Here is a 17,536-nt window from a genome sequence, read left to right on the forward strand (position 1 = left end):
CAAAATACAAAAGAAAAAAACATAAGAAAATTAAAACCTAAGAAAAATTATATCTTAGGTTTTAAATAGAAAAATACTTAAATTAAAAAAATTATTTTAGCTCAACAGTAGCTCCTAATTCTTCCAATGTTTTCTTTATATCTTCTGCTTCCGCTTTATTAATATCTTTTTTTATAACAGGTCCTTCTGTATTTTCTGCTAATTGTTTAGCTTCCAATATTCCCAAATTAGTAATTTGACGAATCGTTTTAATTATTGCAACTTTATTAGCAGTTCCTAAACTTTTCATAATAACTGAAAATTTAGTCTGTTCGGGTTGTTCGTTTGTATTATCAGTTTTGTTACCAGCAGAAACCATAACACTAGAAGGATCGACGCCAAATTCTTCTTTGATTCCGTCTACTAATTCTTTAATTTCTAATAAAGTCATGCTTTTTAAAGCTTCTATAAAAGCCTCTTTAGTTAATTTAGCCATTTTTAAATTTCTCTCTATCAATTAAATTTTTAAAATAAATAATTTTACGCTAAATATTATTTATTAACCAACATATTTAAAGCAATTGTTAATGTTTTTAAGGAAAACATCATGCCTGATGATAACATCGCTAACAAATGTTCTTTTGAAGGTAAAATAGCTAATGAGCTAATATCATCATAAGAGCATATTTTATTATCTATAATACCTTGGTAAATTTTAAAACATTCATTTTGTTTAGCGAATTCAAACAAAACTTTAATAGGAGCAATAGAATCTTTTGAACCAAATAATAAAGCTTTAGAATATGTAGACGAATTAACTAATTCATTATAACTAGTCAAACTAAAAGCTCTTTTTAATATATTATTAGGATATATTTGAATTCTACTATTAATTTTTCTTAACTCAATACGTAACTCGGTTAAATCGCTTACTTTTGCTCCTTGATATTCGAATAAAACAACTAATTCAGACTTTTTAATATTTTGAATTAATACTTCTACATCTTCTTTTTTTTGTTCAATAATAGTCCGATTTGTCATAACAATAATAATCCTTATTATTCTTTATTTTTAAATAGAGGTAAAATCAACTTTAATACCTGGTGCCATTGTTGAAGAAATAGTTATAGATTTAATAAAATTATTTTTAACTGTTTTAGGTTTAACAGATAATAAATGTTCATAAAAAAACTTAAAATTATCTAATAAATGTTCTTCTGCAAAAGATAATTTACCTAAAATAGTATGTAAATTACCATTTTTATCTATTCTATATTCTATTCGTCCTTTTTTAATATCTTGGACCAATTGAAAAATATTATCCGTTACAGTTCCTAATTTTAAATTAGGCATTAAACGACGAGGACCCAAGATACTTCCTAATTTAGAAACTAAGGGCATCATATCTTTAGTAGTTATTAAAACATCAAAATCTAACCAATTTTTCGATATACGATCAATTAAATCTTGATCACCTACATGATCAGCTCCAGCTTCTTCAGCTTCTTTTATTTGAGAACCTTTAGCTATTACAGCAATTTTTAATTTTTTTCCAGTACCATTAGGCAAAATTAAAGCTTCTCGCAAATTATGTTCTACTTTTTTAGGATCTAATTTCAAAGATAAATTACATTCTACAGTAGAATCAAATTTAGTTACTTTAGTTTTTTTTATTAATTGAAAAACTTCTTCAATTGGATAAAATTTATTAAAATCTATTAATTTACTAACATTTAAATATTTTTTACTTCTTTTCATAATCTAAACACTTCATTAAAAAATATTAATTCTTTCTAAAAAATTAATCAATTACTTCAATACCCATACTAGAAGCAGTACCTTTTATTATTTTACAAGCCTGTTCCAATTCATAAGAATTTAAATCAGTAAATTTATCTTTAGCAATCGATTCTATTTGTTTATATGTTAAAGTAGCTACTTTATCTTTTTTAGAATTAGATGAACCTTTTTGGATATTAGCAGCTTTTTTTAAAAGGTCACTAGCCAAAGGAGATTTAACAAAAAAATCAAAAGTTCTATCATCATAAACACAAATTTTAATAGGAAGTATAAAACCTATTTTATCTTTAGTTTCTTCGTTAAATCTAGAACAAAACAAAGGTATATTAACTTGTGCTTGACCTAAAGCCGGACCTACTGGCGGAGAAGGATTAGCTTTTCCTGCAGGAATTTGCAATTCAATAGTTTTCACAACTTTTTTTGTTATTTTTGCCATTATAGTAATTAAAAACCTCATTTAGATTAATTTATTAAATTTTATTTCATTTTATAATTTTTGTATACATTCTATAAAATTTCTATAAAAAAATTTTAAAGAAAATATAAAAAAATAAGTCTTTGAAATTATAACATAATTATATAATATTTTTTAATATACAATATACTAAAAAATATTATATAATTTCTTTAAAAGAAGAAAGAGAAATTTCTATCGGAGTATTTCTTCCAAATAAATCTATTTCTACTATCATAATATTTTTGCTATTATCTATAAAAGAAACTACACCACTTTTGCCTGCAAAAGAACCATTAATAATTTCTACTTTTTTATTAATTAAATGATCATAACTTGGTTTCTCTATAATGCCTGTTTTAATTAAAATAGGTTTTATTTCACTATCATGTAAAGGAACTGGTTTAGAATTACTACCTTTGGAAGAACCTAAAAAATTAGTAACTTTGGGTAAATTACCAACTATAAACCAAGAATAATCAGTTAAAATCATTTTTATGAAAACATAACCCGAAAACATTTTTCTTTCTTTTTCTTGTTTAGTGCCATCAGATTTAATTTTAAAATATTTTTCTTTAGGACAAATAACTTCAAATATTAAATTAGACATTTGAGAACCACTACTATTAACAAGTTTTAATAAATCTTCTTTGACAGAATTTTCATAACCTGAATAAGTTTGGATAATATACCATTTAGCCTCAATATTAGATTGTGAATTTTCATTGGAAAAATCTTCTTTATGATTTATATATTCTTTATTTTTCATTTAACACTTACTTTAATAACACCTTATTTTAAATATTTTTTTATTAAAACTTTTTTACATAATTTATTGCTGCGAACGAACTATCGGATCTATTATCGAATATAAGTACTTAAAACAAAAAATCATACATATTAAAATAATAACAAAAAAAATAACATTTATTATTTTAATAATAATTTCGTTAAAAGAGGGCCATATAATAAAACCAATTTCTTTTATAAGTTTTTTAACAAAAGGATAAACACCGATAGCAAAAATAAAACAAAAAAAAACATTCAAAACATAAAATATGTTTTTATTTTCTATAATTTCGTTAAAATGTAAAGTCCTAGATAAACCGATCGAACATATAGAAAAAATAACAAAAAAAATATTTTTTAATCCGTATTCTTTTCTAATAATGTCTAATAAAGGACCAAAATTTTCTTTTTCTGTTGTTTTTTTTATTAACATAAATAATTTAGCTTTCTTTTTTTACTTTGATTCTTCATGCAAAACATGTTTTTTACAATGAGAACAATATTTTTTTAAAAGTAAACGTTTATTACGATTATTTTCGTTAATATGATAATTACGATTTAAACATTGTTCACAAATTAATATATTTTTTTTCATTCTTATTTATAAACATTTATCTTTCTTAAAATAATAATTATGAAAACTACAAAAAATTAATTTTAAATATTATAACATAAAAAAATATTTAAATACCTCAATTTTTTAATTTTGTAATGTGTACATTAACAAAGCAGCGGCCACACTTACATTTAAAGAATTGATGTGCCCTTGCATAGGTATCTTAACTAAACAATCACAATTTTTTTTTAATAAAGGACGTATACCTTTACCTTCATTACCTAAAATAACAGCCAGAGAGCGATTTTTATCTACTTCGCTTAAAGTTAATGTAGCATTGTTTGAATCAGCACCAATAATAAAAATATTTTTTTGTTGCAATTTTATAATAGTTTTATGTAAATTATCTACTAAAAAAATATTAACATATTCTAATGCTCCGCTGGAAGCTTTAGCTACTGCTCCATTTAACAACACTTGATTTTTTTTAGATATAATAATTCCTTTAAATTTAGTAGTTTCTATAGTTCTTACAATAGCTCCAAAATTATGAGAATCATGGATTTCATCCAAAATTAAAAATTTGTTTAATTGTTCAAATTTAAATTCATTAGATTTTAAAAAAAAAGATAAGTCTTGATAAACATAATTTTTAACTTCAGCTACTACCCCTTGATGTTCAAAACTTTTAGATTTTTCATTTAATTGATGTTTATCTAAAAATGTATATTTAATATTGTTTTGATTTAAAAAATTTAAGAAAATTAAATCTTTCATCTTATGGTCTATATATAATGTATAAATAGGCCTTTTATTTTTAATAACTTCTTTAATTACATTTTTACCGTAAACTATCATTTTACAAAACTTTCTTTAGAATAATAATTCAAAAAAGTAAATCTATTTAATAAAATTTAAATTCCCAATGTTGTTTTACATACAACAGCAATAATAAAACCTGATAAAACTGAAATAATTAATATTTTTTTCCATTTATTAAAAGGAATACAAATATCAACCAAAAGAACAAAAAAGATAAAAGCACTAAATAAATGGACTAAATTTGAAATTTTTACTTCATTATAAGTTGGATAAGCGCATAATAAAAAAACATAAAATAAAAATATCAACGAAGAATAAAAAAAAGTTTTTGGCAAAACACTTTTAAAAAAAGATTTACTGATTTTTTTGTTATTCATTTCTAATGTTAAAAAGAAAGCAGGAATACCGATAAAAAAAATATCAATTAAATTAAATTGTAAAGGATTTAATGGGAATTTAATATTTTTACCATTATCCCCCCCTCTTAAAAAATAATATAAATTAAAAAATATACAAGAAAATGCTAATAAAAAAGATAAAATGGTTTTTGTTAAAAATAAAACAGAAATTTTTTTTAAATTATTAACAACTCGTCTACCTTCAGCAACTACTTTAGGTAAAGAACTGAATTGTGAATCAAGTAAAATCAAATTAGCAGCATTTTTACTTGCTTCATTTCCTGAAGACATAGCAATAGATACATTTGATTCTTTAAAAGCTAAAATATCATTAACACCATCACCTATCATTGCCACATTATAATTTTGTTTTCTTAAACTTTGAATAATGGTTTTCTTTTGTTTTGGAGTAGCTCTTCCAAACACATTATATTTAGAAGAATTTTTTTTTAATACTTCATCATCGATATTAACTAAACTAATTGATTCTTTTGAGGATTTAATAATTTTTAATTTTTGTGCAATACAATTTATTGTATCTGTATTATCACCTGAAATAATTTTTACATTAATACCATTTTGCATAAAATAATTAATAGTTTCTAAAGTATTTTCTTTTATTTGATCTTCTAAAGAAATCAAGCATATAATTTTATAATTAGTATCGTCATTGATATTTTCTAATGAATCATCAGTTTGTACTAAAATTAAAACTCTTAATCCTAATTCCGTTTGTTGTCGAAACACTTTTTGAATTTGAGTAAATTGTTGTTTTAAAATAAATTCGGGAGCGCCTAAAATAAATGTTCCTTTTTTATCTATTTCCACTGCACTATATTTTTTAATACTAGAAAAAGGTTGAATATTTAAAATTTTATAACTGTTTTCATTTAAATCGTTAAATACTTTAGAATTACAAAATTTTCGATATAAAGCTTTTTGTGTTGGATTATTATTAGGAAAAGCATTAATAATTGTAGCGATGACATTATCTGAAACTAAATTAAAATTTGGATATTTTAAAACTCTTTTTACTATCATTTCACCTGTTGTAATAGTCCCTGTTTTGTCCAAACATAAAACATCTATTTGAGATAACATTTCCATTCCAAAAAGATCTTTAACATAAGCGTTTTGTTTAGCTAGTTTAATAAAACCTATAAATAAGGTAGTACTTGTTAATAAAAACAATCCAGAAGGTATCATAGCTATAATACAACCGCATATTTTTAAAACAGATTCGTGATCGTCAAATTTAATTCGTTCAGGAAACAAACACAAAGTTAAAATTGTAGGAATAGATAAACAACAAATTAAACAAACCAATAAATATGAACTTCTCAATAAAGGAGTTTCAATTTTTTTATATTTTTTAGCTTCTTTAGTTAATTTAGAAATATACATTTCTGAGCCTACACAAAAAACCTCAGCGCAAGCATTGCCGCTAACAACATAACTACCGGAATATAAAATATCTCCTTCTTTTTTAAAAATTGGTTTTGATTCCCCTGTTAAAAAAGATTCGTCAACTTCTAAAATTCCTTTTTTAATTTTAGAATCAGCAGTAATTTGAGAACCTAATTCTAAAAAAAGAATATCATTCATAACAATATTATCAATAGGAATTTCTATTATATTAAAATTTCTAATAACTTTTGTTTTATTTAATTGTAATATAGAAATTTTATCTAAAGTTATTTTAGCTTTAATTTCTTGAAAAATATTAATAGACAAATTAATTCCGTTTATTACTAAAAAAAATAATTGTTCGAATCGTCCTATATAAATAATAATACAAATAACTATAAACAACAACAAATTAAAAAAAGTAAAAATATTAGATAAAATAATACCTAAAAAAGTTTTATTAATATTATGTATAATTGCATTATTTTGTTTATTTTGTATTTTTTGTTTTACTTCTTCCGTAGTTAAACCTTTTATGCCAAATGCTAAATTATTTTTTTCTAATTTTATCTTTTTTTCGTTCATATTATCAATTATATACTATATTTATTTTAATTATTTATCAAATGCAACAAAAATTTTATAAATTAAAATGTTTTAATTATATGCATATTCAACAAATAAATTATTTTCAAATTAACATTTCTCTTTTTAAAATTTTTCTTAAACGATCAGATACCGTAAAATCTTTTTTATTTTGTGCTTCCTGCCATAAATTATAAATTTTAATTTTTTCATCAGTAATACTTTTTAAATGAATATCAATACTTAAATAGGTGAATAATATTATTAATGTGTTTTGTAATTTAGATAATTTTTCTAATTCAACAGTTTTATTTATCTGTTTCAATAATTCTTCAATCAAAGTTAAAACATTTGGAGTATCAAAATCATTCGACATCAAAGAATGAAATTTTTGAATATAAACATATTCGATTTCTTGATTATTCATTTTATTTAAAAAAAACTTAAAATTATTTTTATTTAAAATATAAATTATTCTATTATATTTTAATTCAGTATCTTTTATTATTTGCTCGCTATAATGAATAGGTTGTAAATAATGATAAGTTAAAAAAAACATTTTAATAACATTTGGATGAAATTTTTTTAATAAATCTTTTGCTAAAATACAATTCCCTAAAGATTTACTCATTTTAGTTTTATTATAATCAACATGTCCTGAATGCATAAAAAAATTAGCTAATTTTTTTTGTTCTGTTGCCCAAAATTGAGCTTGTTCATTGGTATGATGTGGAAATTTTAAATCAATTCCACCGCCGTGAATATCTATAGTATTGTTAAAAAGATTCTTAATCATTACAACACATTCTGTATGCCATCCTGGTCTACCAGGAAACCAAGGGCTTTCATATTTGACCCCTATTTTAGTTTTTTTCCACAAAATAAAATCTTCTGTTTTTTGTTTTTGCACATCTAATGTTTTTCTAACATTTTTTTTTAATTTGGTTAAATTTTGAAAACTAAGCAAATTATAATGAGAAACTAAATCGGTTTTAAAATAAATACCTTCATTTGTAGTATAAGTATACCCTTTATCAATTAATTGCTGTATGTAAGATATAATTTCAGGAATATAATCAGTTACTAAGGGTAATTTATCAATTGTTTTAATTTCTAATTTAGACAATAAATTTAAAAAATAGTCGATATAGATACGAGATATGTGTGTTTCTGACATCTCATTATCTAATGCTTTTTGAATAATTTTATCATCAATATCAGTAATATTAACTACCAAAAATACTTTTTTTTCTAAAGAAGAAAAATATTTTTTTAAAAGATCAAAAAAAATTAAATTTCTTATGTTTCCGATGTGCAAATGATCATAAACTGTAGGTCCGCAAACATAAATATTAATTTGGTTTTGTTCTAAAGAATAAAAACTTTCTTTTTTAGAAGTTAAAGAATTATAAAATTTCAACATAAAATCCTTTTTTATTCCATGATATTTATAATAAAATGAATCATTGTATAGATAAATTTAATATTTTATCAATATTGTTTAAAATTTTTTTTTTGCCTAATAATTCTAAATAAGTTAATAAATGAGGACCATTTAATTTTCCTGTACAAGATATTCTTACGATCAAAAAAAGTTTTTTAGCTTTTAAATTAGTTATTTCGCTGAATTGTTTAATTATTTGATCAATAAAAGATGATTGAAAATCTTCTAATTTTAAAAATAATTTTTTTAAAACTTTAATCGCAGAAAACATTTCATTTTCTTTAACAAAAGAAATAATTTCATTATCTATCTCTTCGTTTTTAACAAAAAAATCTAAATATAAACTTACTATTTGTTGAATATAATTAGACCTATCTCTTAATAAAATAACTATTTTGGTTAAATATTCTTTTTCTAAAAAAATATTTTCTCTTTGCAAAAACATTTGAGTTATTTCGACTAATTCTTTTAAAGGTATTTTTTTTAAATATTGATTATTAATAAAAAATAATTTTTGTTCATCAAATATAGCCGGAGCTTTTACAAGTTTTTGTACATCAAACAAAGAAATAATTTCTTCTGGCGACAAAATAGTTTTATTAGTATTAGGAGCAAATCCTAAAAGGGATAAAAAATTAAACAAAGCGTTGGGCAAATAACCTAAATCAATATATTTTTCAATAAATTGAACTACATCAAGATCTCTTTTGCTTAATTTTTTTTTATTTTTATTCAAAATCAAAGACATATGAATGAAAATAGGAATATTCCAATCAAAAGCCTTATAAATCATTATTTGTTTTGGTGTATTAGTAATGTGTTCTTCTCCTCTTAAAACATGAGATATTTGCATCAAATGATCATCAATAGCAACGGCAAAATTATAAGTGGGGAACCCATTAGACTTCATTATAATCCAATCTTCTATTTGATCACTCTCAAAACACAATTTACCTCTTATTAAATCATCAAATTCATATAAAACTCCTGCTGTAACTTTAAAACGAACTACAAATTTATCACTTTTTATTTGATATTCTTTGTAGGCTAATTTTTTATCTAATAAGATTTGACTATATTTTTGATAAATAGACAATCTTTCAGATTGTCTATAAGGTCCTAATTGTCCTTGTATATCAGGACCTTCGTCCCATTCAAGACCTAACCATTTTAATTGTTCTAACTGAGTAACTTCACTATGAGTTACATTGCGTTCTAAATCAGTATCTTCGATTCTAATAATAAATTTACCTTTAAAACGGCGAGCAAATAAATAATTAAATAAAGCGGTCCTAGCATTGCCAATATGTAAAAAACCAGTAGGACTTGGAGCATAACGAACTCTTATATCTTTCATTTGTATAACAACTTTCAAAAATAGAATGATTCAATATTATCTAAACAATAACAAAAAGAGTCTTTTTCAAATATAAAAAAAAGACTCTTTAAAAATTTATTCATAAAATATATAAAAAATTAACGTTTAGAAAATTGAGGAGCACGACGAGCTTTTTTTAAACCGTATTTTTTACGTTCTACACAACGTGAATCTCTTGTTAATAATTTAGCTTTTTTTAAAATAGTTCTTGAACCAGGTTCTGCTTCTAATAAAGATCTAGAAATCCCTAATCGAATAGCTCCTGCTTGAGATGATTTTCCTCCACCGTAAACATTAGCAATAACATCATATTTTTTTAAATTTTGAGTTAATGTTAAAGGCATAAGAGTTTCTAAACGAATTTCTTTTGAAGAAATATAATCATTGAAATCTTTTTTATTTATTTTAATAACACCCGAACCTAAAACTAATATAACTCTTGCAACTGAGCTTTTTCTTCTGCCTAAACCCAAATACTTATTTTTATTCATTTTAATATTATACCTCTAAAATTTGTGGTTTTTGTGATTCGTGTCTATGAGATTCATTAGGATAAACAAATAATTTTTTACGCATTTGATCACCTAATTTAGTATGCGGTAACATACCAAAAATAGCTTTTTCAACAATACGAATAGGAAATTTTTTAATCATCTCCTCAGCAGTCATTTTGGATAAACCACCTGGATAACCTGAATGTTTATAATAAATTTTCTTTTTCCATTTTTTACCCGTTAATTTAATTTTAGAAGCATTAATAATGGCTACATAATCACCATTATCAATATGTGGAGTGTAATTTATTTTAGTTTTACCTTTTAAAATACTAGCTATTTTCGTAGCACATCTACCTAGCACTTTATCTTTAACATCTATTAAATACCACTTTTTAACTATTTGTTGTTTATTAACAGAAAAAGTTTTATTTCCGGATTTTAATTTTTCTCTTTGATTTACAGCATCCATCATGGATATACAACACTTTCTACTTAAGACGTTCTAAATATATTTATATTTAAAATTATAATTATTAATTTTAATATACTTATTATAATTAAAAAAATGAATAATTAAATCTAGTTAAAATTAAGGCAATTATTATATTAAATCTATAGTATTATTATATAATAATAACATTAGAATGTCAATTATAATTTATCAAACTTATATTAGACACAAAAAAAATATAATTTAAATAAAAAAATATAACATTAGTTTATTTAAATTATATTTTTTTGAATATTTATATGGAGCGAATGATGGGAATCGAACCCACATCTTTAGCTTGGAAGGCTAAGGTAATGGCCATTATACCACATTCGCTTATTTAACATAATGGTCGGGAAGACAGGATTTGAACCCGCGACCTCCTGGTCCCAAACCAGGCGCTATACCAAGCTAAGCTACTTCCCGTTTTCATTAATTATTAAAAAAATGGCACACCCAAGAGGAGTCGAACCCCTAACCTTCTGATCCGTAGTCAGATGCTCTATCCAATTAAGCTATGGGTGTTTTTTAAATTATTATTAATACTATTTATATATTGCTTGGTGACCCGTACGGGATTCGAACCCGTGAATGCATGCGTGAAAGGCATGTGAGTTAACCGTTTCTCCAACGGGCCTAATTTTATATATAATCACAAAATCTATAAAATAAAAACAACAAAATATTATCAAAATAAAATAAAGTAATTACTAATCAAACCAAACAGAATTAATAATTACAATATTTTCATTTAATAATTAAAAAACAATATTATTTTGTTTACTTATGATTAATAAATAAAATATAAATTAAAAAAATATATAGATTATAATTACACATGAATAATTTTAACATAATTTAATATAAAATCATTAAAATAAATATTATAAAATTTTGAATAATAAAAACAAACGATACTTATGCAAAAAATTAAATTTTCTTCCAAGAACGATGATGCATAAGAATTTTTTTTATTCCATGAGGTTTAGCAAAAACAATAGTTAAAATTTCTTTATTAATAGAAAGGATGGTACCTTTACCAAAAATTTCATGCATAATTTTATCACCTATTCTATATAATACTTGATTTGTAACTTTATTATTTGAAATGTTTTTGTCCTGTTTAAATTTAGATAAAATATTATCATTAAACACAAAAGAATTATCAGTAATTAATTTCATTTCTTTTAAAAAGGAGACTGGCTCGGATAATTCTTTTTCTCTTAAGAAAAATCTAATTTTAGCACTTGTTAGATATAATAATTCTTTAGCTCTTGTTATTGCCACATAAGCAATACGTCTTTCTTCTTTAAATAAATCACTATCATTATCATGCTTGCCATCTTTAAAGATATTAGCGTCCCAACCTACAGAAAAAACAATTTTAAATTCTAAACCTTTGACTTTATGAATAGAAGACAAAAGAACTTGTGGTATCTCATCATCACTTTCTTTTTCATTTGACAAAGTTATTTTATTTAATAACAAACTTAATTTTTCTAAAAAAGTATTGTTTGTTTGTTTTTGATCTTCTGCAATAAAAATTTTTTTTAATTCAGATAAATTTTTTTTAATTTTTTCATTATCATTTTTAGCAAAACGATCTTTATCTTTATCTAAAATTTCTGAATATTTAATGTTTTCATCAATTAAAGAAAGAACATTAGATAAATTACATTTTTGTTCATCGTAAAAAACATCTGAAAGTTTATTAAAAATTTTTTTCAAATTATTAATTTTTATTTTAATATTATCGTCATCAGATATATGATCCATAGCCTCGAACAAAGACATTTGTTTTTGTATAGCTATTTGTTCTAACTTCATTATTGTTTTGTATCCTATTTGGCGTCGCGGAACATTAATAATTCTTTTAAAATAAAAATCATTTTTATTAAAAAGAAGTACTTTTAAATAAGCTACAAAATCTTTAATTTCTTTTCTTTGAAACAAAGTAATAGAACCTCTAATAAAATAAGGAATATTATGAATAAATAAACTATTTTCGATTTCTTTAGATAATGCATTTAACCTGAATAAAATAGCTATATCTTTGTAACTATAATTTTGATTATTTACTAAATCTCTAATTTTATTTGAAATAAACTTGGCTTCTTTGGAAGCATCAGAAAATCTTTTATAAACGACTTTTTCTCCAAAAAAATTATTACTTTTAAGATTGATTTGAAAACGATTATCATCCTTATTATAATTATTTTTGATTAAAAGATTAGCTTTATCTAAAATATTTTTAGTTGAACGATAATTTCGAGTTAAAGCTAACTTTTGAACGCTAAAATCTTGTAAAAATAAGTCATTACAACTTGAATCTGAACCTCTAAAACTATATATATTTTGGTTTGAATCACCTACTGCAAAAATAAAATTATCCTCTCCTATTAGTTTAATTATTTGATATTGTATTAAATCAATATCTTGAAACTCATCTATCAAAATGTGAGAAAATTTCTTTTGATAAAAATAAGCCAAAGAAGAATTATTTTTTAATAATTGATAAGTATAAATAATTAAATCATCAAAATCTAACAAATTATTTTTTTCTAAATATTTATTATAAAAATCAAAAATTCGATTTTCTTCTTCAGAAAAGAATAATTTTAAGTTTTTATTTGTATGGCAATATATATTACCCAAATTTATTTCACTCAAAATTTGTTTTTTAATCTTATCATTTTTCATTTGCAAAATTTTTTTTTGTAATTTTTGAGCATTATACTTATTTTTATCTAAGTTTAAAACATTTATTTGTTCTCTAATAATTTTATTAGCTTCACGTTCGTCAATAATAACAAACAAAGAATTGAATTTTAAATTAAATTTGTGAATATTTTTTTTTAAAAAAGAATAACCAAAAGCATGAAAAGTAGAAATTGTCAAATAAGGAAAAGTTTGCGAAGGAATCATTTGTTTTAAACGTTCTTTCATTTCTTTAGCAGCATTATTAGTAAAAGTAATTGCTAAAATATTCTCGCCTTTTATATTAAACTCATTTATATAATGAATAATTTTGTTTGTTAAAGTAGTTGTTTTACCTGTTCCAGCCCCGGCTTGAAGATAAATTTTTTTTTCGTTTGAAATAATTGCTTTTATTTGTTCTTCGTTTAAATTATTTAACCATTTTCGTGTTTCCATCTTTTTTTAGAAACTTTCTTTTATTTAAATTTATTTAAATTATTCTAATTTTTCAGGATATTTAGAATTATATATCTGTAAACCTATTTTAGCAAAAAATAAAAAATTTTCAACTTGCAAAGAACTATTACCTATTAAAACACCATCAATTTCTTTTTGTCTTAAAACAATTTCTATGTTATCAACGTTAACAGAACCACCATAAATAATTCTTATTTGATTAGCTATTTCTTGAGTAAATAATGAAGCTATTTTTTGACGAATATTTTTAATAATTCCATTAGCCTCTTCAGGTTGAAGACTTTTACCTGTTCCGATCGCCCAAAAAGGTTCATAAGCTAATATTATTTTAGATATAGAATCGTGTGGAATATCTTTTAAAAGAGTTTCTAATTGATTATCTAAAAATATTTTTCTATTATTAGCTTGTTTAACAACGTTATCTTCGCCTATACAAAGAATAGGATAAATATTTGCATTTAAAAGAGCTAAAAGTTTTAATTTTACTTCTGTTTCTGTTTCGCCGAAAAGAGTTCTTCTTTCACAATGACCAACTAAAGAATATTTAATACCTAAAGAGTAGATATTTTTAGGAGAAACTTCACCTGTATAAGAGCCTTCATTTTTATGAAAAATATTTTGTGCTCCGATTCTTAAATTCTTGCCTTCTATTTGAGTCAATGTATATAATAAAGTTGTTTGCGGAAAAATAATAGTTTCTACTTTTTTTCTATCAGGCATTTTATTATTAATTTGATAAATAAAATTTAAAGCCGAGTCTTTGCATTTATTCATCTTCCAATTACCAGCAATAACAATTTTTTTCATTTAAATAAAACTCCTTTAGTTCATTTCGATAGTGAAATAATTTTTAATATTTTTGCTATCTCTTCGTTCTGATTTAATAAATAATATTTCTTATCAGTTAATAAATAAAAAGTATCTCCTTTTTTTAAAAAGTATCTTAATTTATTCAAAATTAAAACAACTTCTCCTTCTACAACAAAACCAAAGACATCTCCTTTTATATTATTATTCATAGTTGTTTGACCTTTAGGCTCGATCTCAATAATGACCGGTTCTATTTGATATCTATTTATAGAAGGAAAAAGATAATAAGTAGTATTTTTTAAATTTGGTTCTGTAATAGCTAAAAAATCATCTTTTTTATGAATTAATTCTATATGTTTTTTCTGTTGAAAAAAATCTGAAGCCGATATTTTAAAAACTTTAAATAAAGAGAATAAAATTTTTAAAGAAGGGGAAATTAAATTATTTTCAATTTGTGAAATATATCCGCTGGTGACATTGATTTTATTAGCTAGTTCTTTTTGAGTTATTTTTCGATTTAATCTTAAATTCCTAATTTGGAGTCCTATATTCAATATTTAATTTCCTTTGCAAAATAAGATACATTTTTTTTGAAAGATAATTTATTATCACAAAAATATTTCTAACAATAAATTATAAATCAAAGACGAAGAAAAAGACAAAATTTATTATGTGTACATATTATATTATATAACATTTAAAAAAATTAAAAAATTTTAATTCAGTTGATTTCTCTTAAAAATTAACCTTGGAGCTTGACATTATATATAATAAAAAATGTAAATAATAAAAAATTAAAGAAATTTGAAATACAAAAAGAAAATGCAAAAAGAATATAAAATAAGTATTTAGATTAAACTCGGGATAATATTAGATTTATTTTTTAGTAAATGTTTATTATTAATTTTATGCGTTGTGTTAACTTTAAGGTGCTTTTGAAAATAATGAAGCATTTGCAATTTTGTTAATATTAAATATTAATTCATTAATTAAAATTTGGAATGGAAAAGCTAGTAGTAATAATTCGAATAATAGTTGGTATTATAGAGCACTATTAATAAATATTATTTACCTTTCCTTTTATCTGGTATTTGAATTTTAATAGAGAAATGTTAATAAATTGAGTACTCTTTTAAAAAAATATTAATTAAGAGATTCAAATGAATCCAAATTAATAACTTCTTTTTTACGATTGGTAAAATAAAAATTAATTAATTTTAATTCTCTTTAATTTTATATATTTGAAAATTCATTAAATATATTTTAAGGTTGTTTTAGTTTAACAATTAACAATTTATTTGGATTTTAAAATTATCGGGATAGATTAGATGCGTTTCAGAGATTACTCCTTATTACAAACTAGCCTCCCACACCACGGAACGAGCAAGTTTCCAAGCATTCCGCGGTTATAATATTTCTAGTTTTTGACGATTTAAATTTATTTTATTTGGATAATTTGTTCGTTTTTTGTGTTTTGTTGACCCATACAAACGATTTTATTTGTTGGTTCGTTATTTTACGATGACAATCTTTACAAAGTGCTTTTGTTTCTTTGTTTCTGATACTTTGCCAGTTCTTGTTTCGTATTGTCTTAGTGTGATGAATTTCAAGTTGTTTTCCATCTTTTCGACAATTTTCACATTTAACAGCTTGCAATCTATCCGTTAATTTGGTTTTAGTTTTATAGCTATTTGCATTAAGGGTTAGGTTTATCTTTTGATATTTCCTTAATCTGAAGTGTTCTATTTAACGGAATTATTACGAGGTCTCAATTTTTTCTAAAAAAAATAATTTTTTAGAAAAAACGAGACTCTCTAATAGATCAGTTTTTACGAACACTCCATTAGAAAAAACGAGACTATCTAATAGATCAGTTTTTAGGAACACTTCATGAAAAGAAAAAAGACTAACTTAATAATTAGTCTTAAAGATTTTTTAAAAGATAAAAAAGTGCTTAAGTTTTGGAACACCACAATTTTTCAATCATTTAAATATTTTATATTTTTTAACTTTTTTCATGATTTTTAAAAAAATTAATTCTGTCACATTTTTTAATATTTGAGTAAGATTATCGTTTTTAAAAAATAGATTTTATAAGTTATTTTATAAAATATTACAACAGCAACCAGATGTTTTAATATTATTTTGTAATTGAGTTATTTTTATATCTTTTGGTGTTATTTCTTGAGAATTATTTCTTTGATTAATTACTTTTTGTAATGATAATAAAAATTCTTTTTTTGTCATTTTGTGTTTTTCTAATAATTCATCAGCTAGCGGTAATAAAATTTCTTCATATTGTTTAAGAATTTCTTGAGTTTTTGTTTGTGCAATATTTTTAATTTTATTTTTGCGCATTTCTAAAGAATCTGTTGGTAAATAAAAATCACCTAAAAACCATCCTCTCTCTATAATATGTTGAATTATGTTTTCGATATCTTTTTCATCATCATCACCCTTATATTTAAAATCTCCTATCGACATTGTAATTCTTTTTTCTACTTCTGGGCCTCCTAAAAACACAGATAATGAAAATAAATAACCATATTCTGATTTATTAAAAGAAAAGTCTACACTACCTTTTATAGTTTCTTCATTATCTGTTTTTAATTCTATTGCTTTAAGTTTTATAAGATCGAATTCAGATTGTATTTTACTTAATTCATAAGCTACTACTGCATGTCCTATTTCATGTAAAGCGCAAAATTTTTGCATACTTATCATAATTTCTTCAGTTTCTTCAGTTTCTTCAGTTATTTCATTAGCTAAATTATCCATCGCTATTACTTGATGATTATTAAAAAGAAATAATAATACTATAAAGATTATTAAACAAAAATAAATTATTTTAAATTGGTTTTTTAATTTAAACATTAATTAAATTTCCTTTATTTTAATTCCTCGGCCGAAGGAGGTATGATTTCGTAGAAGGAGTTGAGACGATATAATATGC

General features: G+C 22.9%; 18 protein-coding genes and 4 tRNA genes. All 22 read right to left on the bottom strand.

Features of this window, described 5'->3' with window-relative positions:
* Positions 1 to 91: 91 nt before the first annotated feature.
* The 22 genes from rplL to Q2306_RS02055 all read right to left on the bottom strand — a co-directional run bounded on the left by rplL (position 92) and on the right by Q2306_RS02055 (position 17,457).
* Positions 92 to 475, bottom strand: coding sequence for a 50S ribosomal protein L7/L12 (gene rplL, locus Q2306_RS01950; protein WP_323847626.1), 384 nt, complete (start codon positions 473 to 475; stop codon positions 92 to 94).
* A gap of 56 nt (positions 476 to 531) precedes the next feature.
* Positions 532 to 1,020 carry a 50S ribosomal protein L10 gene (rplJ, locus tag Q2306_RS01955; protein WP_323847627.1) on the bottom strand — a complete coding sequence of 163 codons (489 nt, stop codon included), beginning with the start codon at positions 1,018 to 1,020 and terminating at the stop codon, positions 532 to 534.
* 30 nt (positions 1,021 to 1,050) lie between these two features.
* Positions 1,051 to 1,737: a 50S ribosomal protein L1 gene (gene rplA, locus Q2306_RS01960; RefSeq protein ID WP_323847628.1), complete on the bottom strand. Its 687-nt coding sequence runs from the start codon at positions 1,735 to 1,737 to the stop codon at positions 1,051 to 1,053.
* 43 nt (positions 1,738 to 1,780) lie between these two features.
* Positions 1,781 to 2,206 carry a 50S ribosomal protein L11 gene (gene rplK / locus Q2306_RS01965; RefSeq protein WP_323847950.1) on the bottom strand — a complete coding sequence of 142 codons (426 nt, stop codon included), beginning with the start codon at positions 2,204 to 2,206 and terminating at the stop codon, positions 1,781 to 1,783.
* 187 nt (positions 2,207 to 2,393) lie between these two features.
* Positions 2,394 to 3,002: a transcription termination/antitermination protein NusG gene (gene nusG, locus Q2306_RS01970; protein WP_323847629.1), complete on the bottom strand. Its 609-nt coding sequence runs from the start codon at positions 3,000 to 3,002 to the stop codon at positions 2,394 to 2,396.
* Between the two features lie 63 nt (positions 3,003 to 3,065).
* Positions 3,066 to 3,455, bottom strand: a complete 390-nt coding sequence (locus Q2306_RS01975; RefSeq protein ID WP_323847630.1) for a hypothetical protein — start codon at positions 3,453 to 3,455, stop codon at positions 3,066 to 3,068.
* Between the two features lie 21 nt (positions 3,456 to 3,476).
* On the bottom strand, positions 3,477 to 3,617 hold the full coding sequence (rpmG, locus tag Q2306_RS01980; protein ID WP_323847631.1) for a 50S ribosomal protein L33: 141 nt from the start codon (positions 3,615 to 3,617) through the stop codon (positions 3,477 to 3,479).
* 105 nt (positions 3,618 to 3,722) lie between these two features.
* Positions 3,723 to 4,436 (bottom strand): 23S rRNA (guanosine(2251)-2'-O)-methyltransferase RlmB, encoded by a 714-nt coding sequence (rlmB, locus tag Q2306_RS01985; protein ID WP_323847632.1) that lies wholly within the window; start codon positions 4,434 to 4,436, stop codon positions 3,723 to 3,725.
* Between the two features lie 56 nt (positions 4,437 to 4,492).
* Positions 4,493 to 6,790: an HAD-IC family P-type ATPase gene (locus Q2306_RS01990; protein ID WP_323847633.1), complete on the bottom strand. Its 2,298-nt coding sequence runs from the start codon at positions 6,788 to 6,790 to the stop codon at positions 4,493 to 4,495.
* A gap of 106 nt (positions 6,791 to 6,896) precedes the next feature.
* Positions 6,897 to 8,213 (bottom strand): cysteine--tRNA ligase, encoded by a 1,317-nt coding sequence (gene cysS / locus Q2306_RS01995; protein ID WP_323847634.1) that lies wholly within the window; start codon positions 8,211 to 8,213, stop codon positions 6,897 to 6,899.
* Positions 8,214 to 8,253: 40 nt separating this feature from the next.
* Positions 8,254 to 9,591 (bottom strand): glutamate--tRNA ligase, encoded by a 1,338-nt coding sequence (gene gltX / locus Q2306_RS02000; protein ID WP_323847635.1) that lies wholly within the window; start codon positions 9,589 to 9,591, stop codon positions 8,254 to 8,256.
* A gap of 119 nt (positions 9,592 to 9,710) precedes the next feature.
* Positions 9,711 to 10,103 carry a 30S ribosomal protein S9 gene (gene rpsI, locus Q2306_RS02005; protein ID WP_323847636.1) on the bottom strand — a complete coding sequence of 131 codons (393 nt, stop codon included), beginning with the start codon at positions 10,101 to 10,103 and terminating at the stop codon, positions 9,711 to 9,713.
* A 7-nt stretch (positions 10,104 to 10,110) separates the two neighbouring features.
* Positions 10,111 to 10,578 carry a 50S ribosomal protein L13 gene (rplM, locus tag Q2306_RS02010; protein ID WP_323847951.1) on the bottom strand — a complete coding sequence of 156 codons (468 nt, stop codon included), beginning with the start codon at positions 10,576 to 10,578 and terminating at the stop codon, positions 10,111 to 10,113.
* 282 nt (positions 10,579 to 10,860) lie between these two features.
* Positions 10,861 to 10,935, bottom strand: a tRNA-Gly gene (locus Q2306_RS02015).
* A gap of 13 nt (positions 10,936 to 10,948) precedes the next feature.
* Positions 10,949 to 11,025, bottom strand: a tRNA-Pro gene (locus Q2306_RS02020).
* A 22-nt stretch (positions 11,026 to 11,047) separates the two neighbouring features.
* A tRNA-Arg gene (locus Q2306_RS02025) sits at positions 11,048 to 11,124 on the bottom strand.
* 36 nt (positions 11,125 to 11,160) lie between these two features.
* A tRNA-Glu gene (locus Q2306_RS02030) sits at positions 11,161 to 11,236 on the bottom strand.
* A 293-nt stretch (positions 11,237 to 11,529) separates the two neighbouring features.
* Positions 11,530 to 13,752 (bottom strand): ATP-dependent helicase, encoded by a 2,223-nt coding sequence (locus Q2306_RS02035; protein ID WP_323847637.1) that lies wholly within the window; start codon positions 13,750 to 13,752, stop codon positions 11,530 to 11,532.
* 39 nt (positions 13,753 to 13,791) lie between these two features.
* Positions 13,792 to 14,580, bottom strand: a complete 789-nt coding sequence (gene tpiA, locus Q2306_RS02040) for a triose-phosphate isomerase (protein ID WP_323847638.1) — start codon at positions 14,578 to 14,580, stop codon at positions 13,792 to 13,794.
* Positions 14,581 to 14,600: 20 nt separating this feature from the next.
* Positions 14,601 to 15,137: an XRE family transcriptional regulator gene (locus Q2306_RS02045; protein ID WP_323847639.1), complete on the bottom strand. Its 537-nt coding sequence runs from the start codon at positions 15,135 to 15,137 to the stop codon at positions 14,601 to 14,603.
* Positions 15,138 to 16,026: 889 nt separating this feature from the next.
* The gene (locus tag Q2306_RS02050) at positions 16,027 to 16,239 is read right to left on the bottom strand and encodes an HNH endonuclease (RefSeq protein WP_323847640.1); all 213 of its coding nucleotides are present in this window, start codon (positions 16,237 to 16,239) and stop codon (positions 16,027 to 16,029) included.
* A gap of 447 nt (positions 16,240 to 16,686) precedes the next feature.
* Positions 16,687 to 17,457, bottom strand: coding sequence for an SVM family protein (locus tag Q2306_RS02055; protein WP_323847641.1), 771 nt, complete (start codon positions 17,455 to 17,457; stop codon positions 16,687 to 16,689).
* Between the last annotated feature and the right edge of the window lie 79 nt (positions 17,458 to 17,536).

It is taken from the genome of Phytoplasma sp., assembly GCF_035187685.1.
Classification (GTDB): Bacteria; Bacillota_I; Bacilli_A; order Acholeplasmatales; family Acholeplasmataceae; genus Phytoplasma.

Bases quoted from the DNA above. Each gene is read 5' to 3' on its own strand.
- rpmG (WP_323847631.1), bottom strand. From the start codon at position 3,617: ATGAAAAAAAATATATTAATTTGTGAACAATGTTTAAATCGTAATTAT.
- Q2306_RS01975 (WP_323847630.1), bottom strand. From the start codon at position 3,455: ATGTTAATAAAAAAAACAACAGAAAAAGAAAATTTTGGTCCTTTATTA.
- nusG (WP_323847629.1), bottom strand. From the start codon at position 3,002: ATGAAAAATAAAGAATATATAAATCATAAAGAAGATTTTTCCAATGAA.
- rpsI (WP_323847636.1), bottom strand. From the start codon at position 10,103: ATGAATAAAAATAAGTATTTGGGTTTAGGCAGAAGAAAAAGCTCAGTT.
- rlmB (WP_323847632.1), bottom strand. From the start codon at position 4,436: ATGATAGTTTACGGTAAAAATGTAATTAAAGAAGTTATTAAAAATAAA.
- tpiA (WP_323847638.1), bottom strand. From the start codon at position 14,580: ATGAAAAAAATTGTTATTGCTGGTAATTGGAAGATGAATAAATGCAAA.
- Q2306_RS02055 (WP_323847641.1), bottom strand. From the start codon at position 17,457: ATGTTTAAATTAAAAAACCAATTTAAAATAATTTATTTTTGTTTAATA.
- rplM (WP_323847951.1), bottom strand. From the start codon at position 10,578: ATGGATGCTGTAAATCAAAGAGAAAAATTAAAATCCGGAAATAAAACT.
- Q2306_RS02035 (WP_323847637.1), bottom strand. From the start codon at position 13,752: ATGGAAACACGAAAATGGTTAAATAATTTAAACGAAGAACAAATAAAA.
- rplL (WP_323847626.1), bottom strand. From the start codon at position 475: ATGGCTAAATTAACTAAAGAGGCTTTTATAGAAGCTTTAAAAAGCATG.
- rplA (WP_323847628.1), bottom strand. From the start codon at position 1,737: ATGAAAAGAAGTAAAAAATATTTAAATGTTAGTAAATTAATAGATTTT.
- cysS (WP_323847634.1), bottom strand. From the start codon at position 8,213: ATGTTGAAATTTTATAATTCTTTAACTTCTAAAAAAGAAAGTTTTTAT.
- gltX (WP_323847635.1), bottom strand. From the start codon at position 9,591: ATGAAAGATATAAGAGTTCGTTATGCTCCAAGTCCTACTGGTTTTTTA.
- Q2306_RS01990 (WP_323847633.1), bottom strand. From the start codon at position 6,790: ATGAACGAAAAAAAGATAAAATTAGAAAAAAATAATTTAGCATTTGGC.
- rplJ (WP_323847627.1), bottom strand. From the start codon at position 1,020: ATGACAAATCGGACTATTATTGAACAAAAAAAAGAAGATGTAGAAGTA.